This window comes from Sphaerisporangium sp. B11E5 (genome assembly GCF_039871875.1).
Taxonomy (GTDB): Bacteria; Actinomycetota; Actinomycetes; order Streptosporangiales; family Streptosporangiaceae; genus Sphaerisporangium.
On record NZ_JBDPMD010000065.1, the window covers coordinates 15,543 to 41,785 of the forward strand.

Annotated in this window: 21 protein-coding genes and 1 pseudogene; 12 read left to right on the top strand and 10 right to left on the bottom strand. The window is 71.1% G+C overall.

The genetic code is table 11. The features are described from left to right. Positions 1-3 precede the first annotated feature (3 nt). Positions 4-1,170 (bottom strand): acyl-CoA dehydrogenase, encoded by a 1,167-nt coding sequence (locus tag ABGB17_RS35305; protein ID WP_347638045.1) that lies wholly within the window; start codon positions 1,168-1,170, stop codon positions 4-6. A gap of 31 nt (positions 1,171-1,201) precedes the next feature. Beyond that, complete coding sequence (locus tag ABGB17_RS35310) at positions 1,202-1,654, bottom strand: nuclear transport factor 2 family protein (RefSeq protein ID WP_347638047.1); 453 nt, start codon at positions 1,652-1,654, stop codon at positions 1,202-1,204. A gap of 90 nt (positions 1,655-1,744) precedes the next feature. Here ABGB17_RS35310 and ABGB17_RS35315 point away from each other — a divergent pair, with 90 nt between their 5' ends. Beyond that, positions 1,745-2,314, top strand: a complete 570-nt coding sequence (locus ABGB17_RS35315) for a TetR/AcrR family transcriptional regulator (protein WP_347638049.1) — start codon at positions 1,745-1,747, stop codon at positions 2,312-2,314. Between the two features lie 52 nt (positions 2,315-2,366). On the opposite strand, the gene ABGB17_RS35320 is transcribed toward ABGB17_RS35315, so the two are convergent. Beyond that, positions 2,367-3,011, bottom strand: a complete 645-nt coding sequence (locus tag ABGB17_RS35320; protein WP_347638051.1) for a TetR/AcrR family transcriptional regulator — start codon at positions 3,009-3,011, stop codon at positions 2,367-2,369. A gap of 683 nt (positions 3,012-3,694) precedes the next feature. Here ABGB17_RS35320 and ABGB17_RS35325 point away from each other — a divergent pair. After that, the gene (locus ABGB17_RS35325) at positions 3,695-6,103 is read left to right on the top strand and encodes a non-reducing end alpha-L-arabinofuranosidase family hydrolase (protein ID WP_347638053.1); all 2,409 of its coding nucleotides are present in this window, start codon (positions 3,695-3,697) and stop codon (positions 6,101-6,103) included. A gap of 166 nt (positions 6,104-6,269) precedes the next feature. Here the strand turns inward: ABGB17_RS35325 and ABGB17_RS35330 are convergent, their stop codons facing one another. The 3 genes from ABGB17_RS35330 to ABGB17_RS35340 form a co-directional block, all read right to left on the bottom strand. Continuing rightward, a complete protein-coding gene (locus ABGB17_RS35330) occupies positions 6,270-6,734 on the bottom strand; it encodes a hypothetical protein (RefSeq protein ID WP_347638055.1) in 465 nt (154 codons plus the stop codon). A 240-nt stretch (positions 6,735-6,974) separates the two neighbouring features. Then, positions 6,975-7,181 carry a DUF397 domain-containing protein gene (locus ABGB17_RS35335; RefSeq protein ID WP_347638057.1) on the bottom strand — a complete coding sequence of 69 codons (207 nt, stop codon included), beginning with the start codon at positions 7,179-7,181 and terminating at the stop codon, positions 6,975-6,977. After that, the gene (locus ABGB17_RS35340) at positions 7,172-7,999 is read right to left on the bottom strand and encodes a helix-turn-helix transcriptional regulator (protein WP_347638059.1); all 828 of its coding nucleotides are present in this window, start codon (positions 7,997-7,999) and stop codon (positions 7,172-7,174) included. Before ABGB17_RS35340 ends, ABGB17_RS35335 begins: the two co-directional genes overlap by 10 nt. A gap of 220 nt (positions 8,000-8,219) precedes the next feature. On the opposite strand from ABGB17_RS35340, the gene ABGB17_RS35345 reads away from it, so the two are divergent. The 6 genes from ABGB17_RS35345 to ABGB17_RS35370 all read left to right on the top strand — a co-directional run bounded on the left by ABGB17_RS35345 (position 8,220) and on the right by ABGB17_RS35370 (position 15,166). Continuing rightward, positions 8,220-8,756: an ATP-binding protein gene (locus tag ABGB17_RS35345; RefSeq protein ID WP_347638061.1), complete on the top strand. Its 537-nt coding sequence runs from the start codon at positions 8,220-8,222 to the stop codon at positions 8,754-8,756. An 82-nt stretch (positions 8,757-8,838) separates the two neighbouring features. Further along, complete coding sequence (locus ABGB17_RS35350; protein WP_347638063.1) at positions 8,839-9,783, top strand: hypothetical protein; 945 nt, start codon at positions 8,839-8,841, stop codon at positions 9,781-9,783. 58 nt (positions 9,784-9,841) lie between these two features. Continuing rightward, complete coding sequence (locus ABGB17_RS35355; RefSeq protein WP_347638065.1) at positions 9,842-12,937, top strand: hypothetical protein; 3,096 nt, start codon at positions 9,842-9,844, stop codon at positions 12,935-12,937. Between the two features lie 144 nt (positions 12,938-13,081). Further along, positions 13,082-14,239: an AI-2E family transporter gene (locus ABGB17_RS35360; protein ID WP_347638067.1), complete on the top strand. Its 1,158-nt coding sequence runs from the start codon at positions 13,082-13,084 to the stop codon at positions 14,237-14,239. Between the two features lie 124 nt (positions 14,240-14,363). After that, the gene (locus tag ABGB17_RS35365; protein ID WP_347638069.1) at positions 14,364-14,807 is read left to right on the top strand and encodes a hypothetical protein; all 444 of its coding nucleotides are present in this window, start codon (positions 14,364-14,366) and stop codon (positions 14,805-14,807) included. After that, positions 14,804-15,166, top strand: a complete 363-nt coding sequence (locus tag ABGB17_RS35370) for a DUF5615 family PIN-like protein (protein WP_347638071.1) — start codon at positions 14,804-14,806, stop codon at positions 15,164-15,166. The genes ABGB17_RS35365 and ABGB17_RS35370 overlap by 4 nt, the downstream gene beginning before the upstream one ends. A 64-nt stretch (positions 15,167-15,230) precedes the next feature. Here ABGB17_RS35370 and ABGB17_RS35375 read toward each other — a convergent pair whose 3' ends face one another. After that, entirely contained in the window at positions 15,231-15,941 is a 711-nt protein-coding gene (locus tag ABGB17_RS35375) for a hypothetical protein (RefSeq protein WP_347638073.1), read from the bottom strand. 762 nt (positions 15,942-16,703) lie between these two features. Here ABGB17_RS35375 and ABGB17_RS35380 point away from each other — a divergent pair. Further along, complete coding sequence (locus ABGB17_RS35380) at positions 16,704-19,211, top strand: acetate--CoA ligase family protein (RefSeq protein ID WP_347638075.1); 2,508 nt, start codon at positions 16,704-16,706, stop codon at positions 19,209-19,211. A 330-nt stretch (positions 19,212-19,541) separates the two neighbouring features. Here ABGB17_RS35380 and ABGB17_RS35385 read toward each other — a convergent pair whose 3' ends face one another. The 3 genes from ABGB17_RS35385 to ABGB17_RS35395 form a co-directional block, all read right to left on the bottom strand. After that, a complete protein-coding gene (locus ABGB17_RS35385; protein ID WP_347638077.1) occupies positions 19,542-20,081 on the bottom strand; it encodes a hypothetical protein in 540 nt (179 codons plus the stop codon). Between the two features lie 548 nt (positions 20,082-20,629). Further along, on the bottom strand, positions 20,630-21,046 hold the full coding sequence (locus tag ABGB17_RS35390) for a ferritin-like domain-containing protein (RefSeq protein WP_347638079.1): 417 nt from the start codon (positions 21,044-21,046) through the stop codon (positions 20,630-20,632). A gap of 94 nt (positions 21,047-21,140) precedes the next feature. Further along, positions 21,141-22,682 carry an NAD(P)/FAD-dependent oxidoreductase gene (locus ABGB17_RS35395; protein ID WP_347638081.1) on the bottom strand — a complete coding sequence of 514 codons (1,542 nt, stop codon included), beginning with the start codon at positions 22,680-22,682 and terminating at the stop codon, positions 21,141-21,143. Positions 22,683-22,776: 94 nt separating this feature from the next. On the opposite strand from ABGB17_RS35395, the gene ABGB17_RS35400 reads away from it, so the two are divergent. The 3 genes and pseudogenes from ABGB17_RS35400 to ABGB17_RS35410 all read left to right on the top strand — a co-directional run. Further along, positions 22,777-23,724 (top strand): pseudouridine-5'-phosphate glycosidase, encoded by a 948-nt coding sequence (locus tag ABGB17_RS35400; RefSeq protein WP_347638083.1) that lies wholly within the window; start codon positions 22,777-22,779, stop codon positions 23,722-23,724. Next, complete coding sequence (locus ABGB17_RS35405) at positions 23,725-24,642, top strand: PfkB family carbohydrate kinase (protein ID WP_347638085.1); 918 nt, start codon at positions 23,725-23,727, stop codon at positions 24,640-24,642. It begins immediately after the preceding gene. Between the two features lie 285 nt (positions 24,643-24,927). Next, a pseudogene (locus ABGB17_RS35410) lies at positions 24,928-26,243 on the top strand (hypothetical protein); the annotation flags it as partial.

A 26,243-nucleotide genomic window follows, 5' to 3' on the forward strand; every position in this document is an offset into this window, starting at 1 on the left:
CGGTCAGGTGATGACGGACGGGACGCCGCGGCGGGTCATCGAGCGGGCGATGACGAGGCGCTGGATCTCGCTGGTGCCCTCCCAGATGCGGTCCACGCGGAGTTCGCGCAGGAAGCGTTCGGCGGGGGTGGTGCGCATGTAGCCGCGGCCGCCGAAGGTCTGGACGGCGCGGTCGGCGCAGCGGTACGCGGCCTCGCTGGCGAACAGTTTGGCCAGGGAGGCCTTGGCGTGCACGATCTTGGGGTCGGCGCCGGAGTCGGTGAGCGTGGCCACCTCGTAGACCAGCAGGCGGGCCGCGGCGGCGTCGGCGGCCGAGTCCGCCAGGGGGAAGGCGACACCCTGGTGCTCGATGATGGGCACGCCGCCCTGCACGCGGGTGGAGGCCCAGGCGACGGACTCCTCCAGGAGGCGGCTCATGGCGCCGACGCAGTGGGCGGCGATGCCGAGGCGCTCCTCGACGAACCAGGCGCGCTGCAGGTCGTCGGCGCCGCCGAGGGGGCCGAGCACCGCTCCCGGGCCCACGCGGACGCCGTCCAGGCGCAGGGTGGGGTGGCCGTGCGGGAAGGTGTGGGTGAAGGGCGGGTCATCGGTGAACGCCAGGCCCTCGGTGCCGGCGTCCACGATGAACAGGGTGGGGCCGTGCCCCTCGGCGAGGGCGACCACGATGTGCGCGGCGGCGACGTCGCCGCTGGTGACGAACCACTTCTCGCCGTCGAGCCGCCAGCCGTCGCCGTCGCGGCGGGCGGTGGTGCGGATGCCGGCGGGGTCGGAGCCGGCGTGCTCCTCGGTGACGGCGTACGACAGCCAGCCCTCGCCGCGCAGGGCGGGCCGCAGGTAGCGGTCGATCTGCTCGGGGGTGCCCGCGGACAGCACGTTGTAGGCGTCGGGCACCCACCACCACAGGCCGTTGGTGTTGCGGCCGAGCTGCTCGTGCGCCACGACGTAGTCGACGGCCGACCAGCCCTGGCCGCCGTGCGCGGCGGCGTGCCTGCCGCCGTTGAGGCGGGCCCGCACGGCGGCCTTCATGATGCCGTCCACGACGCCGGCGGGCAGGCGCCCCCCGGAGAGCTCGGCGGCCTCCTCGTGCGGCAGCAGTTCCTCGTCGACGAAGGCCCGGGCCCGCTCGCGCAGCTCGGCCTGTCTCGGCGTGAGCCGTACCAGGGACGTCATGGCACCACCAGGTCACTCTTATGCTGACTGGTCATCCAGTCAACTCAGTGGCGTGACCGGTGTCAATAGCGTTCCCCGCCCGGAGCGAGGCCAGCAGGTCCGGCAGGCCCCCCGTGGCGGCGGCGATCGCGATGGCGTTCTGGTACTCGCGCCAGTGCACGACCTTCCCGTCCCTGGCGCGCAGCACGCCGATGAACGGCGCCCAGGCCTCGTGGCCGCCGGGGAGCGTGCCGCCGAGCTCGTACTCGACCACGATCACCTCGGGGTCGGCGGTCTCGTGGACCACCACGCCGCGGCTGCGCAGCTCGAACGGGAAGGCCGCCCGGCCGGGGCGGGCGAAGGCCAGCCACTCGTCCCTGCCCTCCCAGCGGCGCGGGCGGCCGGGCGGGGCGAACGGCGTCTCGACGACGAGGTCCTCGGCCAGGACGTCCTCGTCGGCGCCGAACACCGCGTGGTTCTCGAACAGCTCGCGGGGGGTGGGCATGGCGGGTCCCTTCAGCCGGTTAAAATGAGTGGCTACTCATGTTGGAAAATAGTGAGTGGTGACTCATGTTGTCAACGGAACGGGACCCCCATGCCTGAACCCCGCCTGCGGGCCGACGCGCGGCGCAACCGGGCCCGCATCCTCGCCGTGGCCGCGGCCGTCTTCGCCGAGAAGGGCGCGTCGGCGTCCACCGAGGAGGTCGCCGCCCGGGCCGGCGTGGCGATCGGCACGGTCTTCCGGCACTTCCCCACCAAGAAGGACCTGCTCCAGGCCATCGTCAAGGACCTGCTCGAACGGCTCACCGAGGAGGCCGGGGCCCTGGCCGCGGACGGCGACCCCGCGACGTCGCTGTTCGTCTTCTTCCGCCGCATGGTGGAGCAGGCCGCGGCCAAGAAGACCGTCGCCGACCTGCTGGCCGCCGGCACCGGCGCCGAGCTGGAGGTGACCGGGCCGGTGCTCACCCTCGGCTCCGCCGTCGGGACCCTGCTGGCGCGGGCGCAGGAGTGCGGCGCCGTACGCCCCGAGATCCGCCTCGACGAGGTGCTGGCGCTGCTCACCGCCACGTGCCAGGGCGCGCTGCGCTCCGGCTGGGACCCCGGCCTGCAGGAACGCACCCTCGCCATCGTGTTCGCGGGGCTGCGCGCGGGCCCTCCGGCGTGAGCCGCTCCGGGCTCAGGCGGTGACGGCCACTCCGGCGTGAACCGCCGCGGGCTCAGGCGGGGAAGGCCGAGCGGGGCAGGCCCACCTCGCGGGCGGCGGCGATGCGGGCGTGCTCCAGCACGCGCTTGCGGGACAACACGCTCGGGTGCAGGGTGTAGCGGATGATCAGGCCGTCGAGCATGCCGTCCAGGCGCTCCGCGGCGCCCTGGGGGTCGTCGCAGGTGAACTCGCCCGACTCGACGCCGGCCTCGACGACCTGGCGGAGGGCGCCGATCCAGGCGGACTCCAGCTCCAGCAGGATCTCCTGGAGCACCGCCTCGCGCAGCCCCGCGGCGAAGGCGTCGATCCACAGGATCCAGCTCTGGTCGGAACGGGTGCGCGGGATGTAGAAGCGCAGCACACGGTCAAGCCGCTCCACCGCGGGCCCGGAGTCGCGCACGATCTCGCCGAGCCGCACCACCTCGCCGTCGATGGTCGAGCGGAGCATCGCGGTGATCAGGTCGTCCTTGGTGGCGAAATGGTAGTGGATCAGCCCGCCGCTGACGTTGGTCGCCTTGGCGATGTCGGCGACGCGGGTGCTGGAGATGCCGCGTTCCAGCACGACGCGGCGCGCGGCCTCCAGCAACTCGGCCCGCCGCTGGTCGGCCTGGTCGGCCCTGCTGCCCCGCATCCCCGTCGAACGCCCGGCACTGTGCACGGCTAGATGCTACTCCGTAACCGCTCGCCGTAACCGTCTCACCATCGACGGTGCCGCTTGTCCCATCGGGGTTCCCGTAGCTCGTGACCTCAGGGGGGTCCGGGCCGGCCGGCGGCATGCCGCCACCCTCGTCCCCCGCGGGGAACGACTCCAAAGACGTGGTGTCTGTCCTGGGCCGCCCCGCGCCGTGACCATAAGGTGGTGGGTCCGTCGCCTGTTAGCGCTAACATCATTCTTTCTGTCGCGGTTCCATCTCTGCCGGAATGCTGTGGTGGCAGGGCCGAGCCAATACGTGGCGCAGGCGATCGTCAAGGCAGGCACACCGCGCCCACGGAGGGACGACAGAAGGGCACGCGGCTCACCAGGCACTATCGGCATGCGCCGATGGTGACAGGGAGGACATATCGCTGAAACTTTCTCACGGCACTTGACATGTTTCGTCATGGTTTCCACACTGTGTCCCCAAGGCGGTTCCCTTGTGCCATGTGGTGGCCCACGGCAGGGACCGCCGTCCGCGACGCCCTGGTGGTGTGCGTTCCCTGATCACGGGACGCGGCGTCGATCGCGTGGGGTGACCTCCCCGCGTGTCCGCCTTTCCGTGATTAGGTCTGGAGCACTCAGTCATGGGCACGAACGCCATACCCACGCCGGGACACCGGCGACCCCTCACAGGCCTACGGGCCATGATCGCCGGCGCGGCCGGCGTCCTTGTCGCCGTCACGGCGCTGACGGTGCCGACCGCGGCCGGTGCCGCGGAGAGCACGCTCGGCGCGGCGGCCGCGCAGAGCGGCCGGTACTTCGGCGCCGCGATCGCCGCGGGCAAGCTCGGCGACTCGCAGTACACCACGATCGCCAACCGTGAGTTCAACATGATCACGGCCGAGAACGAGATGAAGATCGACGCCACCGAACCCAACCGGGGGCAGTTCAACTTCACCCAGGGCGACCGCATCTACAACTGGGCCGTGCAGAACGGCAAGCGCGTGCGCGGCCACACACTGGCCTGGCACAACCAGCAGCCCGGATGGATGCAGTCACTCAGCGGCAGCAGTCTGCGCCAGGCGATGATCGACCACATCAACGGCGTCATGGGCCACTACCGGGGCAAGATCTACGCCTGGGACGTGGTCAACGAGGCGTTCGCCGACGGCAACTCCGGCGGGCGCCGCGACTCCAACCTGCAGCGCACCGGCAACGACTGGATCGAGGTCGCGTTCCGCACCGCGCGGGCCGCCGACCCGGCCGCCAAGCTCTGCTACAACGACTACAACATCGACAACTGGACCTGGGCCAAGACCCAGGCCGTGTACAACATGGTGCGCGACTTCAAGCAGCGCGGCGTGCCGATCGACTGCGTGGGCCTGCAGTCCCACTTCAACGCCAACAGCGCCTACAACAGCAACTACCGCACCACCATCTCCAGCTTCGCCGCCCTCGGCGTCGACGTGCAGATCACCGAGCTGGACATCCAGGGCGGCTCCGCCCAGACCTACGCCGCGGTGACCAACGACTGCCTGGCGGTACCCCGCTGCACCGGCATCACCGTGTGGGGCGTGCGCGACACCGACTCCTGGCTCGGGTCCGGCGCCGCCGCCCTGCTGTTCGACGGCAGCGGCAACAAGAAGCCCGCGTACACCTCGGTGCTCAACGCACTCAACGCCGCGACTCCGAGCCCGACCGTCACGCCAACCGTCACGCCGACGGTCACCCCGACCGCCACGCCGACCGGTGGCACCGGTACCGGGCAGATCAGAGGCGTGGGATCCGGACGCTGCGTGGACGTGCCGAACAACAGCACCACCGACGGCCAGCAGCTCAACATCTGGGACTGCCACGGCAACGCCAACCAGCAGTGGACCTACACCTCCGCCCAGGAGTTCCGCGTCTACGGCAACAAGTGCATGGACGCCGGCGGCACCGCCAACGGCGCCAGGGTCCAGATCTACTCCTGCCACGGCGGCAACAACCAGAAGTGGCGCGTCAACTCCAACGGCACCATCACCGGCGTGCAGTCCGGCCTCTGCATCGACGCCACGGGCGCCGGCACGGCCAACGGCGTCCTGCTCCAGATGTACTCCTGCCACGGCAACACCAACCAGCAGTGGAACTGGACCGGCGGCACCGTCCCCACCCCCACCGTCACCCCGACCGGCAGCCCCACGCCGACCCCGACGCCGACCGGCACGTGCCAGCTCCCGTCGTCGTACCGCTGGACCTCCACGGGCCCGCTGGCGCAGCCGAGGTCGGGCTGGGTCTCGCTGAAGGACTTCACCGTCGCGCCGTACCAGGGCAGGCATCTCGTCTACGCCACGACGCACGACTTCGGGTCGAGCTGGGGTTCGATGAACTTCAGCACCGTCGCCAACCTGACCGACCTGGGCTCGGCCAGCCAGAACGCGATGAGCTCCGGCACCGTCGCGCCGACGCTGTTCTACTTCGCCCCGAGGAACATCTGGGTGCTGGCCTACCAGTGGGGCGGTACCGCGTTCTCGTACCGGACCTCCAGCGACCCCACCAACCCCAACGGCTGGTCGGCGCAGCAGACCCTGTCCACCGCGAGCATCTCCAACTCACAAACCGGCCCGATCGACCAGACCCTCATCGCCGACGACCAGAACATGTACCTGTTCTTCAACGGCGACAACGGCCGGGTCTACCGGCAAAGCATGCCGATCGGCAACTTCCCCAGCAGCTTCGGCTCCACCTACACCACGATCATGACCGACACGACCAACAACCTGTTCGAGGCGGTCCAGGTCTACAAGCTCCAGGGCCAGCAGCGCTACCTCATGCTGGTGGAGGCCATCGGCTCCCAGGGCCGCTACTTCCGCTCCTTCACCGCCACCAGCCTCGGCGGCACCTGGACCCCCAACGCCGCGACCGAGAGCAACCCGTTCGCCGGCAAGGCCAACAGCGGCGCCACCTGGACCAACGACATCAGCCACGGTGAACTGATCCGCGTCAGCGCCGACCAGACCTTCACCGTCGACCCCTGCAACCTCCAGCTCCTCTACCAAGGCCGCAGCCCCAGCTCCGACGGCACCGAATACGGCCTGCTCCCCTACCGCCCGGGCCTGCTGACCCGGCAGTGATGACAGTACGAAACTGACAGTACGAAACTGAGGGCGGGCTCGGCGCGAGGCCGAGCCCGCCCGTCTGCGGACGGCTCTGTTCCGCCCGCCCCGGGATCCCGCGCGGAACCTCCGTACCACCCGCGCCGGGATCCCGCTCGACCGTCTCCCGCGCCCCGGACCCCGCTCAGATGATCTCTATCTCGATCTGCTGCCGGTTCTGGTCCAGGTACTCGTTCCGCCCGCCCGCGTGCCGCCGTTCGCCGTCCGAGAAGAAGAGCGTGGCCGACACGTTGAACTTCCACGTGTCATGCCCCCTCCCCCCTTGCGGATGGATCCGTATCACGAGCCGCCCGCCCTTCATGGACGTCCACGTGCCCCGCCCGACGATCGTCAGCCCGTACGGCCCGTCGTCCTCGTCGTCGTCCCAGGTGTCGTCGCCGAAGTGCTCGTCCAGCCGCGCCACCTCGATCCCCCGGTTGTCCCGCACCGTGGTGAACAACTCGGTGTTGTGATCCTTGTCATCGTCATTGGTGTGATACAGCACCTCGACCGCCGTCAACGTCGCCTCATCCGCCGAAGCGACCCCACCGAGACAGACCCCCAGCACCAGCACCACCCCGAACACGCACCCGCGAACCCCACGTCCCATCGCACGCTCCACTCTCGTCACCTGCCGGAAGGTCGCGGGCCCACCGGCGGCCGAACGGGACCATGATCGCCCGGCCACCGGCCCACCACCGCCCGCACCGGCGAACGGCCCGCACAACCGAGCTTATGCTCACGCAAAGTAGCATTGCAATTACTTTACGTGACCAAGAGTGGCCGCCCCGTCACCCCTCAGCACTCACGGCTCACTACCGGATCAGGGAGAAGTGCGAATCCCTACAAGTCAGGACATAGCGATGAAGGCATCCGCCTTGACGCCGGCGACGAAGGACCGCCACTCGGAGGAACCGAGAAGCAGCCCAGGCCCATCCGCGACCTTGCTGTCGCGTACCGCGACCACGCCGGGCAGGTTGTCGGCGACCTCGACGCACTGGCCGCCGTTACCGCCAGAGAAAGACGACTTCCGCCACACGGCGGCACTCAGGTCCATTCCTGCCTCGCTTTCTCGATCATTTGGATGGATATGCGCTCAGGATAGGCCCAGAGCAGTATCGCTTCATATCGGTTCCGGGTCGAGATCACCATGTCGTGCTCGGTCGTCACCTGTCCTTCGGCCGAAGAGTCCGCGTGAATAGCGGGCGGCCGTCCGTCCTTGAGCTCGGCAATCATGAAGGCTCCCAGCAAGCCGATGAGGCAGTGTGGGTCGACGAGCTGGAGGGAGACGTTGGGCTTTTCGGTGATTTCCAGGAGGTAGTCGAACTGCTCCCGCATCACCTCCGGCCCGCCGACCTGACGACGCAGCACACCCTCGTCGACGAGCGCCACGAGCAGGGGTGGATCATCGCGGTCTAGGATGCCCTGCCGCTGCGCGCGGGCCTCGATGCGTGCCTCCACCTCCTCAGGGGCGATCTGGGGCTCCTGGTGGAAGATGTGCCGGGCGTAGGCCGGGGTCTGGAGGAGGCCGGGGACCAGCAGAGGGTCCCAGGACCAGAGGACACGGGCAGCCGGCTCGATCTCGTCGGCCCAGTCCATGAACCATGACGGCCCGCTGGGACGGGCGACGATGCGCTGACGCAGGTCGGTGAAGAAAGTGTTGTCGCCCGAGCCGAAGAGCCGGTCCAGCCGCTCGGCGTCGGACACCGACGGGGTACGGGTGGCGGCCTCCAGGCGGCTCACCTGGGTCTGTGTGCAGCCCAGCCGTGCGGCCACGGCCGCCTGGGACAGTTGGGCGGCCTCCCGAAGGCGGCGCATCTCGGCACCGAAACGCGCGCGGGGGGATTCCGGGCCCGGGAAAGGCTCGACGCTCATCGCGTTCCTCCAGAAAGAGGTGAAAAACGGACTTTTTAGCTTTGGAGTAATGCCGGACGATGGTTTATCTAAACCAACCGACTGTCATCACAGGTCATCTTCTGGGGCCCGATTCCGATCTGGGTTCGCTGGTCACGGGGGCAATCTAAGCACACGCCTTCTTCGTTCAGCTGACAAAGAAAAGTAATTCATCGCCCGTGGACCAGCGAGGGGACGAGTTATGTGTGATCGGGAGAACGCTCTTTCGTGCCCCGGCGGCCCGGCGGCGCCGGGGACGGGCCCTGCGGCGGGCGTGGCCGCGCCGGCGGTGGTCGTGCGGCCGGACGAGCAGGTCCTGCGGCACGGCGGCGAGATGCCCGGCCCGGACGTGTGGAGCGCGGACTTCCCCGCCGGGGTCGCCTCCGTGCCGGCGGCACGGGCGTGGGCGCGCGGGCCGCTGGGCACGCGTGTCGTCCCCCCGGCACTGGACGACGTCCTGCTCCTGTTGAGTGAGGTCGTCACCAACGCGGTGACGTACTCAGCCTCGGGGAGCACAGCGGGTGGGCGGGTGACCGTGCGCGTGGCCGTCTCCTCCCGGCTGGTTCACGTGGAGGTGACCGACGCCGGGTCGGCCACGAGCGCCCCCGTGGCCCGGGTCGTGGAGGCCGACAGCGAGGGCGGCCGGGGCCTGTGGCTGGTCAACGTGATCGCGACCGCCTGGGGCTCGCACCACGACGCCGAGTCGGGCAGGACGGTGTGGTTCCAGTCGGCGCTGTAGGCGGGTCGCGATCAGCCGGCGCTCAGGCCGCGGGCGGGAACGGCCCTGGCAGTGGGGGCCGTGCTGTGCTCAACTGTGCGGCGTGGGCAGGAGGGAAGCGCCGCTCGACCCCGATGAGGGGCCGGTGCAGGCTTTCGCACATGAGCTCCGTGAGCTGCGGCGCGGCGCGGGGAACCCGCCGTACCGCGCGCTGGCGGCCAAGGCGTACTGCTCGGCGTCCGCGCTGGCGAGCGCGGCCGGCGGGAAGGAACTGCCGTCCCTGAACGTCACACTCGCGTACGTCCGGGCCTGCGGCGGGGACGAGGCCGTGTGGGAGCGGCGGTGGCGGGAGCTGAACGTCCAGGTCGCACGTCCGCCCGCACCGGTCCGCCCGGTGGAGGACAGGGTCCCGAGGACGCGGGTTCCGGGGACGCGGGTTCCGGGGACGCGGGTTCGGTGGATCGGCCTCGCGGTGGTGCTCGTGGTGGTGGTCGCCGGGCTTGTGCTGCTGCGCGGGGGCGGCGCCGTCGAACCCGTCGAACTCATCCCCCTGGCTGGCACCGCGTCCTGGCGGTCCGGGCAGGGGCCGGTGGCGTGGGGCTCGGGGTCGCGGGTCCAGGCGGGAGCGGTCAACCTCTCGCTCCAGGCTCCCATGGAAAGTGGCGTCCGCGTCGAGCGTGTGCTGGGGACCCACCCGGAATGGGTCCCTCATGGTTACCTCGAAGGCGATTTCACGCTGCCCCGGCCCATTCATGAGAACGACCATTTCGTGGCGTCAGTGGGGTTCTACGTCGACGAGCCGGGTTTCGCGACCGGTGACCGGGTGGGCGGCGAAGTGGACTTCTCGGTGTACGTCCTGGACGAGGGCGGACCGCGACGGGTGGCGCTCGTCCGCGACGTGGGGAACGACTGGCGGACCCCGCGGCTCGACGTCGACCTATCACCGTACGAAGGGGCGACGAGCCTGCGGATCCGGGTCGACGCCGGGGACACCGCGGCGCAGGACTGGGCGGGCTGGTGGGACATGCGGCTGGAGCCTCGGCCGTGATTGTCCGCGGTTTGTGCAGAGGACCGCTGGACAACGAAAGCGCAGCTAGAGAAGGGCCATGGACATTGAGAACGCGGCACCGCCCGTTCGCGAAAACATTGGGAAAACCGTTCTGGCGGTCCTCGCCGCCATCCTGACGACGCTCGCACTGGCGGTCGTCCCACCGCCGGCGCTCGCCGATCCCGCGCAGGTCTGCCGGCTGACGATCATCCTCACCACCGGTGACGACGGCATCCGCGAGGACTCCACCGAGATCATCCGGGTCGGTGGCCGGCCGGTGACGTTCCTGGATTCCGACGGCGACGGGGAGCCGGACAGACAGCCCTTCCACCGGGGCGGGACCGGCGACGACCGGAATCGCCAATTCGTCTGGGCGGCCGAACTGGACGGCTGCGCGGACGGCACCCAGCTCGCTCAGGGCGTCGAGTTCGAGCACCAGACGGACGCCGACGACCTGTTCGCCGACAACTGGGACCTGCGGGAGCTCAAGATCGTGGACGCCGGCACCGGGTTCGTGATCTTCAATGCCGGCCATTCCGGCAGTCGCCTGCACCGCTTCCACAAGCACACCGGCCAGAAATGGAACACCAGCGAGGCCGCTCCTGACTTCACGCCGGGCCGTACCGGGGTGTGCCGGCTGGGGTTCGTCCTCGCCACCGGCTTCCAGGACGGCATCCGCGACGACTCCACCGAGATCATCCGGCTGGGCGGGCAGGCGGTGACGTTCCTCGACTCCGACGGGAACGGCGAGCCCGACCCGGCCACCGGTCACCGGGGGGGCACCGGCGACACGACGAACGGCACGTTCATCTGGGAGGCCCGGCTGACGCCGTGCGTCCCCGCGCGGGAGCTCGTCAACGGGTTCGAGTTCGAGCACATCTCACGGGAGAGCAACGACGGGAGCGACTCCGACAACTGGGACCTGGCGGGGCTGCAGATCATCGACCGGGACACCGGCGCCGTCTACTTCTCGGCGGACACGACCGGAGACCGGGTGCTCAACCGGTTCCAGGTGAACAAGAACCGCGTGTGGAACACCAACCAGGCCTGGGCGACCTCCGATTCGGACGACGACGGAGACGGTCTGTTCGATGACTGGGAGCGCCATGGCTACGACCACGACCGCGACTCCCGGATCGACGTCAACCTGCCGGCGATGGGCGCCGACCCGGCGCACAAGGACGTCTTCCTGGAACTGGACTGGGAGGCCGGCCGGGCGCCCCGGCGGACCTGGATCCAGGCGATGAAGAAGGCGTTCGCAGCCGCGCCGGCCGACGCGGGCAAGGCCGCCGTGCGCCTGCTCAACGACAAGGGGATACCCGGCGCCGAGGCGCCGCCGAACCCCGACGGGCGGCCCGGCATCACCCTGCACGTGGACACCGGCGCCCTGGTGGACCCGCGCGCCGCGGAGGGCGCGCCCGGCGGGACCTGCGTGGACGGGGTCGACAACAACAACGACGGCACGACGGACGCCGCGGACGGCGACTGCGGCCTCCTGGACGCCGACGTGGAAGATCCCGGAGCGGGTGACTGCGTGCCGGCCGCCGGCCGGCCGCCCGCCGACGATGACTCGGACGGGCTGACGGACGCCGCCGATCCCGACTGCCTCGTGGGAGATCCGCTGGATCCGGCCGACCGGCGGGGCGGGCAGGTCCGCACCGTCAACGCCTGCGCGCGGGACATGAACTTCTTCGCGGTCCGGAACGCCAACTACGACGCGTCCCGGCGGGCGATCTTCCACTACGGGATCATGGCGGCCCGTCCCGGGACGTGCCCGTCCTCTTCGGGCGGCAGCGGCGAGCGTGGCGGCAACGACTTCGTCGTGTTCAACCTCGACGCGGGCACGATCATGCACGAGCTGGGCCACAACCTGAACCTGAACCACGGCGGCGGCGATCCCATCAACTGCAAGCCCAACTACGTCAGCGTGATGAACTACGACCTGCAGGAGGGCATCAGGCGTGTGGGCGGCGGGCGGATCCTGGACTACTCGCCGCCGCGGATCACGCTCGACGGCTCGCGGCGCGGCCGGGCGCCCCTTGAGACGCTGCATGAGGACAACCTCAGCGAATCCGCCGTACTGGACCCGAGCGACCCCGCGAATCAGTTCGTCTTCGTCAACGCGGCGGGGGCGAAGGTCGCCGGCAACCTCGACGTCCCACCCGACTGGGATCCGAGCCGGACCGGCCCGCTGTCTCCCATCAACGTCAACACCGCCGACAGCGTGACGGGGCAGCCGGCCGGCTGCCGCGACACCCGGTCCGACGAGGAGCTGAAGGGCTCCGACGACTGGGCGACGATATCCCTGCCGTTCGCCCACTTCGGCGACTCCATGACGGCGGACGCCGATGCCGCGGCGGAGCCATCGCCGACCACCGAGCAGATGCGCGCGATGGACGAGCGGCTGGCCGTCACCACCGCCCATCCGATCACGCTCGACGTCACCGGCCTGACCTATCCGTACTTCGGCCTCAGCGGCAAGGGGTGGTGGGACACCCGGCACGCGCAGACGCTGCGGCTGCCGGCCGGGCCGTACACCTTCGTGGTCGGCGGCGTGACCGCCATCCCGTTCCGCGTCACCAGACAGGGGCGGGTCGACTACGACGCGCCGTACGCGTCGCTGCTCGGGGGCAAGGGCACCGGCACGCTGACCCTGATCGGGAAGACCGTCACGATCGATGCCACCGCCCTGGACTATCCCAACTTCGGCATCGGCGGGCAGGGGTGGTGGGACGCCCGGCACACGCAGGCCGTGCGGCTGCTGCCCGGGTCGCACACCTTCGTGATCGGCGGCGTGACCGCCGTCCCGTTCCGCGTCACGGCCGAGGGACACCTCGACTACGACGCGCAGTACGCCTCCGAGCTGTCCGGCAGGGGTACGGCGACGCTCACCGTGACCGGGCACGCCGTCACGGTCGACGCCACCGGGCTGCCCTACTCCTCCTTCAGCCTGTCCGGACAGGGCTGGTGGGACGCGCGGCAGGCGCGGAACCTGCGGCTGGTGGCCGGGCCGCACACCTTCATCCCGTCCGGGTACCCCGACCGTCCCGTGTTCCGGGTCGGCACGGAGGGCCTGGTTCACTACGACAGCCGGTACGCGGCCGTCTTCACCGGCGAGGGAACCACCACGCTGAAAGCCGTCGGCCCGTCCTAGAGATCCACGGCCCTGCTCCCCACCGGAGCAGGGCCGTAAGCCGTCCACGGTCGTCCACCGGGATCCACGACCTCTACCATCGGCGCTCCCCATCATCTGCGCCTGTCTGAGTCCGTTCCGCCGGACTATGTCTAGGGTGTCCTTGTGCCTGCCACGCTCAATGCCGCGAAGACCCGTGAAGCGCTGCGCATATCGGCGCGCGTCTCCCTGGAGATGCTGCTCGTCGTGCTGCTGACCGCCGTAAGCCTGTGGATCCTGGGCCAGATGTGGTCGGTCGTCTGGCCGCTCGTGATCGCCCTGCTCCTCACCACACTGACCTGGCCCCTGGCCCGCTTCCTGCGGCGGCACGGCTGGCCCCCCGCGCTGGCGGCCTCGGCCGTGACCGTCCTGTTCCTGCTGGTCGCGGCCGGCACCATCGTGCTGATCGCCGTCCCGGTGGCGTCCCAGTCCGGCGAGCTGGCCACCGGTGTGCGGAGCGGCATCCAGCAGTTGCGCGACTGGGCCGCGGGGCCGCCGCTGAACTTCGGCGCCGACCAGGTCAGCAGCGCGCTCGACAGCGCGGTCTCCCGCATCCAGGCCAGCGTCGGCAGCATCGTCACCGCCACCCTCACCGGCCTCGGCACCGTGGTCAACGGCCTGGTCACCACCGTCCTGGCGCTCTTCCTGATGTTCTTCTTCCTCAAGGACGGCCCGCGGTTCCTGCCCTGGCTGTCCCGCCAGCTCCCCGGCCGCCTCGCCACGGACGTGCCGGCCGTGGCCGAACGCATCTGGGACTCCCTCGGCGCGTTCGTACGCTCCCAGGCCTTCGTGGGCCTGCTCGACGCCGTCTTCATCGGTCTCGGCCTGTGGATCGTGGGCGTACCGCTGGTCCTCCCCCTAGCCGTCCTGACCTTCGTCTCGGCGTTCATCCCCATCATCGGGGCGCTGTTCGCCGGTTTCGTCGCGGTCCTCATCACGCTGGTGTCCAACGGCCCGACGGACGCGCTGATCGTGCTCGCCATCATCGTCGCCGTGCAGCAGCTCGAAGGAAACGTGTTCCAGCCGATGGTGCAGAGCCGCGGCCTGGGCCTGCACGCCGCGGTGATCCTGCTGGCGGTGACGCTGGGCGGCAGCCTCGCGGGCATCGTCGGCAGCCTCCTCGCCGTACCGGTCGCCGGCCTGGTCGCCGTGGTGTGGAGCTACCTCCGCGAACAGCTCAGCGACCCGCCCCAGGAGCCGGAGACCGACATGCCGGGAATCGACGAACCGGACACCGCCAAGCCGGACACCAGCACGACCGTCCCCGAACGGAAGCCGGTCTGACGCGCCGACGGCCTGGTGGCGCATTCGCCTCGTGATCTCGAGTGAATCATGGAACCAGGGATGCTGGGACTGCTCCGTGTCGCCATGAGCGCGTTCCGTCCCGGCGTCTGACTACAATGTAGTCATGGCACCGACTCCACGGTCGATCAGGTTCGAGGACGCCGTACTCGACAAGCTTGCGCGTTTCGTGATGGAGCACCCTGGTCTCTCCGTGTCCGCGGCGGTGAACCTGCTCGTCGCGGAGGCACTGCGGATGGAAGAGCATCCTGGCATCGTCTTCCGGTCCGGGCCTTCTGGACGGCGTGCGGTGACGGTGAACGGCCCGGATGTCTGGGAGATCGTCCAGGCGGTCAAGACAACTCGTGCATCCGAGACCGACGCGTCGCCCCAGGAGATCATCGAGATGGTCGGCGAACACTCGGGCATCACGTCACAACAGGTCACAACCGCGATTCGCTACTGGTCGGCTTACCCTGAGGAGATAGACGAGCAGATCAAGGCCGCCGAGCAGGCCGCTACAGCCGCGGAGGAGCGGTGGCGCCGTGAGCAGGGCCTACTGGCCTCGTGAGCGCACGGCTTCTGCTGGACGAGATGTTCGCGCCCTATCTGGCGGCGGAACTCAGGGCCAGAGGGTACGACGTGATCACCGTCGCTGAGTGTGACGCGGGGCCAGGCACGCCGGACGACGGCGTGATCGAACTGGCCATTGGTCAGAACCGCTGCGTTCTCACCGAGAACGTCCGTGACTTCGAGATCCTGCGAGTCCAAAGACTCACGCAGGGGCGGCCGTGCGCGGGTCTGCTCTACAGCGCCGCTCACCGCTTCCCCCGCACCAAGTCGGCGATGGGCCGCCTTGTCCACGCGCTGGAGGAGCGGCTCTCGTCTGACCGCCTGCCTCCACCGGGCCAGATCGACTGGCTGCCGTAGACGGCGTCGGCACTCCTTAACCTGGGTCACGATGGAGGCGTCCCGGTCCTCCGTGGCCGTGTCCTCACTGGTGCACCAGCAGCAGTACCTCGTTCCCCATGATGCGGCCCTCGGCGCGCTCCTGGAGAGTCAGCGTCATCGGGTCACAGGGGGCCGAGCGGTCCAGGATCGGGGCGATCGACGCGTGCACGCCTTCGGCCAGGCCCAGTGCCGTGGCCATCGGCTCGCCGTGGTCGCCTGGCAGGTCGCGCAGCAGGTCAACGGCGCGTCGCAGCAGGATGTCCGGCGGCTTGCGTGTGGTCTCGCGTGACTTCAGCGGGCCGCGTACCAGGCCGGTGAGGTAGTCGTCGAAGTCCGCCACCTCCTCACCGGGCCGTGACCTGCGGCCTCTGGTCGTCGCGCGGCAGGCGAGGAGAAGCTGGAACGCGTCCAGGGCGGACGGCCGGAAACCGGACAGGCTCGCGTGGTCGAGTGCGGAGTCGCGGTCACGTTCCTTGGCGAGGCCGCCGACGCGCACGCCGAGTTCACGTGCCAGGTCACGTGCCAGTTCACGCACCTGCACGGCGTCGGCCCAGGAGATCAGGCGGGGCAGCCGTTCGACGTGGCCGGCGGGAAGGCGGCCGTCCCTGCCGATGTCGAGGAGACCGGCGGAGCCGACACCTCCGTAGAACGCCCGCTGCCGCACCACGATCCGCAGGTACGGGGTGGTGCTCTCGCGGTCGGCCGCCGGGCGGCGGCGCAGCGTCCGCGCGCCGACCTCGTAGGGCCACGGCACGCCGGGTCGCCCTTGACGACGAGCACCGGGCTCGCGTCGCCGCGCAGGAACGACTCCAGCGGTTTCCGCTCGCCGGGTGGGCCGTTGCACGGCGTCCGCCCGTTGTCGTGCGGCGCTTTAAGCGTGAGGCTCACGTCCACATAAACCTGACGTAATTGCAGGGCGTAAGGCGGATTAGTGCCGACACCAATTGTCTCGATCGCGCGGACGCTGTCCCGCAACTGCCGCAGGTACGTCCCGCGCCGCCCACGCGGCCCCCGCGCCGCCCACGCCTCTGTGTTCCCCCCGGCCAGCACCTCTCCCGACCACAAGCTCAGCGCCGACACGGCGACCGAGACGTACGCCCAGCCCCAGCTCAGCCGCCCGTCGCCGAACACCTGGCTTGTCGCCACGGAAACCGCCACCATTCCCGCCGCGCCCGTCATGATTCGCAAGCCTGTTCTGAGGCCGCTCATCCGACCATCCCGTGTTCCCTCGCCCCGTCCGGGTGTCCTGTTTTCTGTTTGACGCCGGAAATTATCATGAAGGTGCGCGGCCTGTACCCCGAAAGATAAATTGCTATCGGTTGGCGCGGGCAACCAACCGATCAATCGGAGTCGGATTTAAATGTAAACTTTCTCGCCGCCAATAGCCGTTTCGCCGGAGCCGCTGGCGTCACCGCAGCTCACAGGGGCGTTTCGAACCTTTCTTCTGTGCATTCCACGGCCGGCGGGGGGCGGCGAGAGCTTGACGCTGACTGGGTGGTCAGTCAGGTTGGGGGGTGTGAAGCTCACACGTCTGCTCGGGCCGCGGTCGGTGGCGGTGGTCGGGGCGTCCACACGGCCCGGGTCGTACGGGAACCTCGCCGTGGCCAACCTGGTGGCGGCCGGGTTCCCCGGCCCCGTGTTCGGGGTGCACCCCACCGCCGCCGAGGTGCACGGGGTGCCGTGCGTGCCGCGGATCAGGGACCTGCCCCTCGCGCCGGACGCCGTCGTCGTCGCCACACCGGCCGCGACCGTACCGGGACTGGTGGCGGAAGCGGGCGAGCACGGCTGCGGCGGCGCGGTGGTGTTCGCGGCCGGCTTCGCCGAGACGTCGCCTTCGGGTGCCGCGGACGCGCCGGGTGTGCGGTTGCAGGAGGAGCTGGCCGCGGCGGCGGCGCGGTACGACATGCCGGTGTGCGGGCCCAACGGCAACGGGATCGTGGCGGTGGCGGCGCGTGCGCCGCTGTGGGGGGACGCGTACCGGCCGCGGCGCCCCGGGCCGGTGGCGCTGGTGTCGCAGAGCGGCAACCTCGCGGTGAACGCGCTGCTCAGCGCTCGCGGCCTGCGGCTGCACACCGTCGTCTCCTGCGGGAACCAGGCCGTGGTCGACGCCGCCGGCTACCTGACGGCACTCGCCGAGACCGACGGTGTGCGCGCGGTGGGGTTGTACCTGGAGGACGCGGGAGACGGGCGACGGCTCGCCGGCGCCCTAGCCGTCTGCGCCGACCGCGGCATCCGCGTCGCTGTGCTCAAGGGCGGCGGCACCCCGCTAGGCGCCGCCGCCGCGGCCGCCCACACCGGCGCCGTGGCCGGCGACGCACGCATCCTGCGCGCCCTCGTCGAGGAAGCGGGCGGCGCCTGGGCCCACAATCCCCACGACCTCCTCGAACTCGCCAAAACCCTCGCCTGCCCCCCACCCCCCGGCCGCCCCGTCACCACGCCACCCGTGACACCGGCGAGGCACCGTCTCCAGCCCCCGCAGGAGACCAGACGAGAGGTGCCGGACACCGCACACGGAGTGCTCGACACCGGACGCGGGGTACCGGACATCGGACGGGGAGTACCCCACACCAACCACGGACTGCCAGAGACCGGACGAGAAGTACCCCACACCAACCACGGACTGCCAGAGACCGGACGCGGGGTACCCCACACCAACCACGGACTGCCAGAGACCGGACGAGAAGTACCCCACACCAACCACGGAGTACCAGAGACCGGGCGGGGGGTGCTGGTCGTCACCTGCTCCGGTGGGGACGCGGCCGTAGCCGCCGACGAGGCGGCGCGTCATGGGGTTCCGCTGGCCGTGCTGAGCGCGGTCACCAAGGCGGCGCTCGCCTCCGTTTTGCCCGGTACGGCCACTCCGGGCAACCCGCTGGACTACACCGCCGTCATCTTCGGCGACGCCCCGCGGACCGCGGCGGTCATCACCGTCGCCGCGGCCGACGAGTCCGTAGGGCCGGTCCTCGTCTGTTACGACCGGCCCGCGCGCGTGCCCGACGACGCCGCCGCGGAGTGGGACGGGGCGCTCGAAGGCGTCATCGCCGCCGCCGCGGCGCTCCCGGGACGGCTCGTCGTCGCCTCCACCCTGCCCGAGCTCATGCCGGAGGAGATCGCGGAACGCCTGACCGACCACGGCGTCGTCCCGGTCGCCGGGCTCACCGAGGGGGTCCGCTGCGCCGGAGCCCTGCTGCGCCGCCCCGCCGGCGGCGACCGGCTGCGGGACATCGCCGCCGCGGCCACCCGCCCGTACCCCGCCACCGCGGCCACCCAACCAGACCCCGACGGCGGGGCCACCCGCCCGGACCCCGCCACCGCGGCCACCCGACCAGACTCCGACGGCGGGGCCACCCGCCCGGATCCCGACGGCGGGGCCACCCGCCCGGGGCACGCCGGCGGGCTGCGGCTGGCCGAGCATGAGGTCAAGGCCCTGGCCAGGGCTTACGGCATCCCCGTGCCCGCCGGCCAGACGGCGCGCACACCGGACGAGGCCGTGGCGGTGGCGGCCTCCCTCGGCAGACCGGTGGCGGTCAAGCTCAGCAGCCGCACGATCAGCCACAAGACCGACATGGGTGCCGTCGTCCTCGGCGCCCGCGACCCCGAGGAGGTACGGGCCGCGGCCACCCGCCTGCTCGCCCTCCCCGTGGAAGGGGTGCTCCTCGTGGAGGAGATGGCGGCACCGGGGGTCGAGGTGATGCTCGCCGTCCGCCGCGACGGCATGGTGCCGGTGCTGGTCGTGGCTCTCGGGGGCACCTGGGTCGAAGTGCTGGACGACGCCGCGCTGCTCCCTCTGCCGGTCACGGCGGAGCAGGTCGCGGCGGCCGTGCGCCGGCTGCGAGGCTCGGCGCTCCTCACCGGCGGCCGCGGCCGTCCACCGGCCCGCCTCGACGTGTTCGCCGAACTCGCCACCCGCGCCACCGCGCTCGCACACGCCGAGGATCTGGCCCTGCTGGAGTTCAACCCCGTCATCGTGGGCCCTGAAGGCGCGACGGCGGTCGACGCGACGGCCGAACGCGCCGGCGCCTGAGTGCCCGTGTACACACTGATCGTCAGGTCGATCTGGGAGATGCGGATGGGTGCAGCTCGGGCTGAGTGACCGATCACGACGGCATACGTCACGCACGTGACACGACATCTGAGCTGGAGCTTTGACTGTCCACCGACCATGCCCCGATCGGAACCACAGCCAAAGACGAACTGGCTGCAGGCTGGCATGACTACGGTGACTTGCCTGGCCCATCAACGTCAGGTTCCACGCGGAGAGCACGGAGCGGTAGCCACATTGGATCGCGACGCGTAACCGCGACATCCGGGAACCGCCGCTGAGTGACCACGCGGCGCGCAGACGTGCCCCGAGCTATCGGGCGCCCCCTGTCAGCTCCTGAACTGCGTCGATCACGCTGTCCACCACCTCGGTCAGCGGCTTGGACGCATCGATGATCGTCGCGCCATGGCTTTCGTAGATAGCTCGCATCCGAGGATTCCACTTCAGGGCCGCTGCGAGCTCTTCGGGATGTCGACCGAAGGTGTTCGTAGTGCGAGTCGCGAGCCGGTGGCGGAGGATGTCCTCGTCGATCACCAGGCCTACGATGAGGTCGAAAAGATCGCGGACGTCTGCCTCGTTCTCCGCCGACCCGCACAAGAACGTGATTCGGCTGCGAGACTCCTCGACGAGGGTCTCGACCTGCTCGCGGACGATCGCCCACCCGTATCGATCGAGCCAGCCCGCGGGAACTGGATCCGGCGGATCCATCACGACCTCGCCATCAACTCGGTCGATCCAGCGACAGAATCCATCCATGTCGGCGTCGAAGGCGACATAGCCGCGCGCTCGCAACACCCCGCAGACCGCGGACTTACCGGTCCCTGAATTGCCCGTCACCCACACCAAGGTCACGCCACCAGCGTAGACATGACCACCCCCCGGCTGGCGACGCTACCGCCGCGATCAGGCAAGGTGCGGCTTCGACCGAGTCGCTGATCCGGCACACCCGGTGGAAGGCCAAAGCTCCCAGCTCAGATACCGTGCCAAGTGCGTCAAGTACGCCATCGCGACTGGTCACTCAGCCCGAGCTGCACCCGATGCGGATCGTGCGAGTCGTCGTCCCACGAGGGTGATCATCGCCCGCGAGACCATGGCCTCGTGATGCTCGGACAACCGCTCATAGTCCCGCACGCACCGCCTGCGCTGACAGATCCACGACAGGGTCCTGTCCACCACCCACCTGCGGGGCAGGACCACGGAGCCGCTGACGTCGTCACTGCGCTTGACGATCTCCACAGTGAGCCGGAGGTGCTTTTTGGCCCAGGTCACGAGCTTGCCGGTGCCCTGCACCTTCTTGGCCTCTCGCCATAAGCCGGGGATATACGGCGGAATGAATAGGCCGGGCCTTTGTTGAGGCCCCGGCCTGTCGCCCGGGTGAAATCGGCCGCGCGGGTGGAGGGTCAGCGGCCCAGGGCGTTCTGCAGGTCCATGACGTGGTCCTGGGTCTGCTGGAGGAGGGGGCGTAGGGCTTCGGCGACGTCGGGGAGGCCGAGGTCGTTGGCTTGGGCTACTCGGTCGCGGTAGCGCTGGAGTTGGGCTTCCTCCAGGGCGAGGTCCTGTTCCAGGGCGGCGGGGGCTTCGGGGGCGCTCTGGATGTCGGGGACCTTGACCGAGGGGACGCCGCCGAGGAAGGTGATCTGTTCGGCGAGGGTGGTGGCGTGGGTCAGTTCCTGGGTCAGGTGGGCTTTCAGTTCGTCCACCAAGCTCTGGTACTCGGGGCCTTTGATCGTCGCGCTGTGCTGGGTGTACTGGACGATGGAGCGGTACTCGCTCTCCAGGTCCTCGTTCAGGAGGGCGATGAAAGCCTCGTGGTCCACTCTGACCATCCTTTCGCGTGAGCCGTGGTGCGGGCTCCTACCCGGGATATGGATGGCGATGCGGGCCGCACGGCTGGGTCATGGCAAAGGATGGTCAGGTGCCGAGGACGGCCATGGCGGCGTTGTGGCCGGGGATGCCGCTGACGCCGCCGCCGCGGCGGGCGGCGGCGCCGCACAGCAGGACGCGGTCGTGGTGGGTCTCCACGCCCCAGCGGCCGGTGTCGGCGGGGGTCTCGGCGTACGGCCAGGTCAGGTCGCGGTGGAAGATGTGGCCGCCGGGGAGGGCGGCCTCGGTCTCCAGGTCGGCGGGGGTCTTGGCCTCCAGGCACAAGGCGCCGTCAGGGGTGCGCAGGAGGCAGTCCTCCAGGGGCTCGGCGAGCACGCCGTTGATGGAGGCCAGGGTGGCGGCCAGGGCTTGCGCGCGGGCCCTCTCGGGGTCGGCGCGGAACAGGCGGGCGGGCATGTGCAGGCCGAACGACGTCATGGTGTGGGCGCCGGACGCCTGGAGCGCGGGGCCGAGGATGGAAGGGTCGGTGAGCGAGTGGCAGTACACCTCGGCGGGAGGCAGGGACGGGATCCGCCCCGCGGCGGCCTCGGCGTAGGCGCGGGCGAGCTGGTCGTGGCCCTCGTTGATGTGGAAGGTGCCGCTGAACGCCTCGGCGGGGTCCACGGCGGCGTCCTTCAGGCGCGGCAGGCGGGACAGCACCATGTTGACCTTGAGCTGCGCGCCTTCGGGGGTCTCCTGCGGCGCCTCCCCGAGGAGGCGGGCCAGCACGGTGGGCGGGGTGGTGGCGAGCACACGGCCGGCGGTGACGGCGTGCTCGGCGCCCTCGGCGTCGCGGAAGGCGACCTCGCCGGACGACGGATCGATGGCGAGGACCTCCATGCCGGTGCGGATGTCGGCGCCGGCCCTCGTGGCCGCCTCGGCGAGGGCGCCGCTGACCGCGCCCATGCCGCCGACCGGGACGTTCCAGTCGCCGGTGCCGTCCCCGATGACGTGGTACAGGAAGCAGCGGTTGGCGAGCAGGTCCGTCGCGGGGTCGGCGAAGGTGCCGATGAGGGCGTCGGTGAGCACCACGCCGCGCACGGTGTCGTCGGCGAACGTCTCCCCCACCACCTCGCCGATGGGGCGTTCGAACAGGTCGCGCCACAGGTCCGCGTCCGCCACCACGTGGTCGCGCACCTGCGCCCGGTCGCGCAGCGGTTCGAGCAGGGTGGGGGCCAGGCGGGCGGCCACGCGGGCCGTCCCGGCGTAGAAGCGGCGCCACGCGCCGAAGTCCGTCTCGTTCCCGGTGACGGCGGCGAAGGACGCGGCCGTGCGGCGCTCGTCGCCGTTGTCCACCAGCAGGCCGCCGTCGCCGACCGGGGTGTAGGAGGCGAAGCGCCGCCGCCGCAGCTCGAGGCCGAGCCCGAGGTCCGTGACGATCTTGCCGGGGAGCAGGCTGACCAGGTAGGAGTACCGGGACACGCGGGCGTCCACGCCGGGGAACGCCTGGGCGGAGACGGCGAGACCCCCGGCGTACGGCTGCCGTTCCAGCACCAGCACGCGCAGCCCGGCCCGCGCCAGGTAGGCGGCGGCGACCAGCCCGTTGTGCCCGCCGCCCGCGATGACCACCTGGTACTGCGAGCGTCGCATGACAAAGTCTCCTAACCCGGACAGTACGGTGAGACAGCACATCAGGGGAACAAATCTCCCTGGAGCGTACCGACGGAAAGGGCACGGAGCGAGCATGCACACGAGCGGTCCCGGCGAGACGATCATCCAGACCTCCCCCGAGGTCGCCGAGGCCCTGGCCACGGGCGCGCCGGTGGTGGCGCTGGAGAGCACGATCATCTCGCACGGCCTCCCCCAGCCGCGCAACCTGGAGGTCGCCGCCGAGCTGGAGGGCCTGGTCCGGGAGGCCGGGGCGGTGCCCGCCACCATCGCCGTGCTGGACGGCGTGCCGCGCGTGGGCCTCGGCAAGGACGGCCTGGAGCGGATCGCCACCGAGCCGGGCCTGCGCAAGCTCGGCTTCCGCGACCTCGCGCCCGCCGCCGCGCTCGGCGCCAGCGGCGCCACCACCGTCTCGGCCACCGCCTTCCTCGCCGCCCGCGCCGGGATCCGCGTGTTCGCCACCGGCGGCCTCGGCGGCGTGCACCGCGGCTGGACGGCCAGCCAGGACGAGTCCGCCGATCTCGACACCCTCGCCACGACCCGCATCACCGTCGTCTGCGCGGGTGTGAAGTCCATCCTGGACGTGCCCGCCACCCTCCAGCGCCTGGAGACCCGGGGCGTCACGGTCGCCGGGTACCGCACCGGCGACTTCCCCGGGTTCTACCTGCACACCACCGGCCTGCCGGTCGACTGGCGGCTGGACGACCCGGCGCAGGCGGCGGAGATCATGCGGGCGCAGGACCGGCTCGGCGGGCCGGAGGCCGCGCTGATCGTCGCCAACCCGGTGCCTGAGGACGAGCAGCTCGACCCGGCGCTGCACGACCGCGTGCTGGCCGAGGCGCTGGCCGAGGCCGACCGCCAGGGCGTCACCGGCCAGGCGATCACCCCCTTCCTGCTGGACTACCTGGTGCGCGGCACCGGCGGCGCGTCCCTCGAGGCCAACCTCGCCGCCGTCCGCGGCAACACCCGCCTGGCCGGGCGCATCGCCGTGGCCTGGGCCGGGGCCCCCGTCGTGGAGGGCTGAGTGGCGGGCCTGCTCGTCATCGGGGACGTCGTCACCGACGTGGTGGCGCGGCACCGGTCCCCGGTCGCGCCAGGCACCGACACCGAGGCCGACATCGTGCTGCGGCCCGGCGGCTCCGGCGCCAACACCGCCGCGTGGGCCGCCCATCTCGGCGCGGACGCCCGGCTGCTGGCCAGGGCCGGGTACGACACCGGCGCCTGGCACGTCGGCGAGCTCACCCGCGCGGGGGTCACGACGCACGTGCGGATCGACCCCGGGTCCCCCACCGCCGTGGTGATCGCCATGGTGGACGCCGCCGGGGAGCGCACCATGCTCACCACCCGCGGCGCCGGCCGCCGCATCGGGCCCGGCGACTGGGACGACGCGCTGCTGGACGGCGTGGGCCGGATGCACGTCTCGGGGTACACGCTGTTCGCCCCGCCCGGCCTGGAACTGGTCCGCCTGGCGACGCGGGCCGCGCTGGACCGGGGCGCCGCCGTCAGCGTGGACCCGGCGTCCACCGGCTTCCTGCGGGAGTTCGGCCCGGAACGGTTCCTGCGCGAGACGTCAGGCGCCACCCTGATCGTCCCGAACCTCGACGAGGCCCTCCTGCTCACCGGCGCCCCCGGCGCCGCCACCGCCGCCGAGGCCCTGAGCGTGCGCTACGGCACCGCCATCGTCAAACTCGGCGCCGACGGCGCCCTGCTCGCGGCCGGCGGCAGGGTCACCCGCCACGTCCCCGGCCGGCCCGGAGGCGAGACCGTCGACTCCACAGGAGCCGGCGACGCGTTCGCCGCCGGAGTGCTGACGGCCCTCCTCGGCGGCGCCGCGGACCACGAGGCGGTCGAAGCCGGCTGCCGCGCGGGCGCGGCAGCGGTGACACGCCTCGGAGGACGGCCCGTCGCGGCCCTGGCCGGCGAGCCCTCGCACGGCGGTTAGCGCGCCGGGAACCGCTGCCTTCACGGACGGCGGCGAGGGCCCGCGCCACAGTGGGGAACGTCCGGGTCACCGAGGGTGCCGGATCGCCGGGCGGTTCACCCGGCGAGGCGGCCCGGACGTGACGATCTTGCTGGTCGGGGCGGTGCGGCGGGAGGAAACCGGCGCTCGGCCCCCCGAAAAGGGAGGGTGCGCACTATGTTCTCCTTGATGACGCTAATTGCCAGCGTCCGGCGTAAGCTGCACCATTAGCAACATGCGTCACACTCGGGAGGATGCGGTCAGCCGATGGACGCCGATTCAATGATCTGCCTGAGTGATCTGGTACCCGCCCTGCGCTGGAGCCGCCCTCAGCAGGTCGCCGAGGTCCTCGCCGATCCCCGGCTCCCCGGAGGCTGGTGGGCGTCGGTCGCTCTGGGTCGCGCGCTCGGCACGACCGGTGTCGACTGGGTCTGCGACCGTCTGTCCCGGCTGGCCGTGCTCCGCTGGGACCACCTCGCCCTCATGGACGTGCTGCCGGCGCTCCAGGTGCACACGGTGGACCCCGCGCTCACCGGCTGGCCGGAGCCGGCCCGCTCGGCGATCAACGGCATGGGCGGATGGGACCGGCTGCGGCGGCTGACGGCCGCCGACCTGCGGGCCCCCGCGGTGCCCGCCTCGGCCGAAGTGATCATCACGACGGTGTTCAGGGAGATCCTGGGGCGTGTGCCCGCGGTGTCGTCCCAGGGCGCCCCGGCCCCCGCGCCGGCCGCGCCGCCGGCGGCGGCCCCCATGGTGCCGTCCTCCCCCCCGGTGAGGCCGGCCCCGCCGACCAGGGCGGCACCCGCCCCCGCGGCGGCCGCCCCCCCGGTACCGCCCCCGGCCCCCACGCCGCCCGTGTCCGACAACCCGCTCGTGCGGCTGGTGGACGCGGTGTTCCGTGAGTGGACGCCCATGGAGCGGGCCGTGGCGATCGAGCGGCTGTTCGCCGCCGAGCCGATCAGCCTGCGCACCCTCGCCCACGAGCTGCACGTGGACCGGGACGTGTTGTCGCAGGCCCAGCGGGCCGCGGAGGAACGGGTGCTCCACTGGCTGCGGTCACCGGAGTCCACCGCGGTGACCGGCCACCTGTTCCGCCTGACCGAGTGGCTCGGCACCGCCGCGACGGAGGAACAGCTCATCGCGGCCGACCCCGCGCACCCCATCGACGTCCCGTCCCTCGGGACGCCGCTGTGGCGCGTCCTGGTGGCCCTCATGCCCGACCGCCGCCTGCAGGACGGCTGGCTGGTGGTGGGCGACCTGACCCGCCTGCGCGAACGCAGCGTCCAGGTACTGGGCGGCAAGACCAGCGGCGAGGACGCCGTGGAGCTCCTCGGCCAACTGGGCATCCGCGCCCACTCCGCCCAGGCGTGGATCGACTCACTCCCCGAGACGGCGGCCCAGCCCGAGACCTCTTTCTCCGCCACCACCACCGGCGGCTTCCCCGCCCCCCTCCCCCGCCGCACCCCCGGTGCCAACGGCCACCAGATACGCGGCGGCATGCCCATCCCGTCCGTGGCCGGGAACCTCCCCGACGCGCAGACGGCCCAGAGCGCCCTGGCCGCCCTCACGGCCCTCTCCGCCAA

Excerpts from the sequence above, each read along its gene's own strand:
- ABGB17_RS35325 (WP_347638053.1), top strand. The coding sequence starts at position 3,695 with ATGATCGCCGGCGCGGCCGGCGTCCTTGTCGCCGTCACGGCGCTGACG.
- ABGB17_RS35400 (WP_347638083.1), top strand. The coding sequence starts at position 22,777 with ATGCACACGAGCGGTCCCGGCGAGACGATCATCCAGACCTCCCCCGAG.
- ABGB17_RS35330 (WP_347638055.1), bottom strand. The coding sequence starts at position 6,734 with ATGGGACGTGGGGTTCGCGGGTGCGTGTTCGGGGTGGTGCTGGTGCTG.
- ABGB17_RS35365 (WP_347638069.1), top strand. The coding sequence starts at position 14,364 with ATGGCACCGACTCCACGGTCGATCAGGTTCGAGGACGCCGTACTCGAC.
- ABGB17_RS35315 (WP_347638049.1), top strand. The coding sequence starts at position 1,745 with ATGCCTGAACCCCGCCTGCGGGCCGACGCGCGGCGCAACCGGGCCCGC.
- ABGB17_RS35305 (WP_347638045.1), bottom strand. The coding sequence starts at position 1,170 with ATGACGTCCCTGGTACGGCTCACGCCGAGACAGGCCGAGCTGCGCGAG.
- ABGB17_RS35355 (WP_347638065.1), top strand. The coding sequence starts at position 9,842 with ATGGACATTGAGAACGCGGCACCGCCCGTTCGCGAAAACATTGGGAAA.
- ABGB17_RS35345 (WP_347638061.1), top strand. The coding sequence starts at position 8,220 with ATGTGTGATCGGGAGAACGCTCTTTCGTGCCCCGGCGGCCCGGCGGCG.
- ABGB17_RS35310 (WP_347638047.1), bottom strand. The coding sequence starts at position 1,654 with ATGCCCACCCCCCGCGAGCTGTTCGAGAACCACGCGGTGTTCGGCGCC.
- ABGB17_RS35335 (WP_347638057.1), bottom strand. The coding sequence starts at position 7,181 with ATGGACCTGAGTGCCGCCGTGTGGCGGAAGTCGTCTTTCTCTGGCGGT.
- ABGB17_RS35395 (WP_347638081.1), bottom strand. The coding sequence starts at position 22,682 with ATGCGACGCTCGCAGTACCAGGTGGTCATCGCGGGCGGCGGGCACAAC.
- ABGB17_RS35340 (WP_347638059.1), bottom strand. The coding sequence starts at position 7,999 with ATGAGCGTCGAGCCTTTCCCGGGCCCGGAATCCCCCCGCGCGCGTTTC.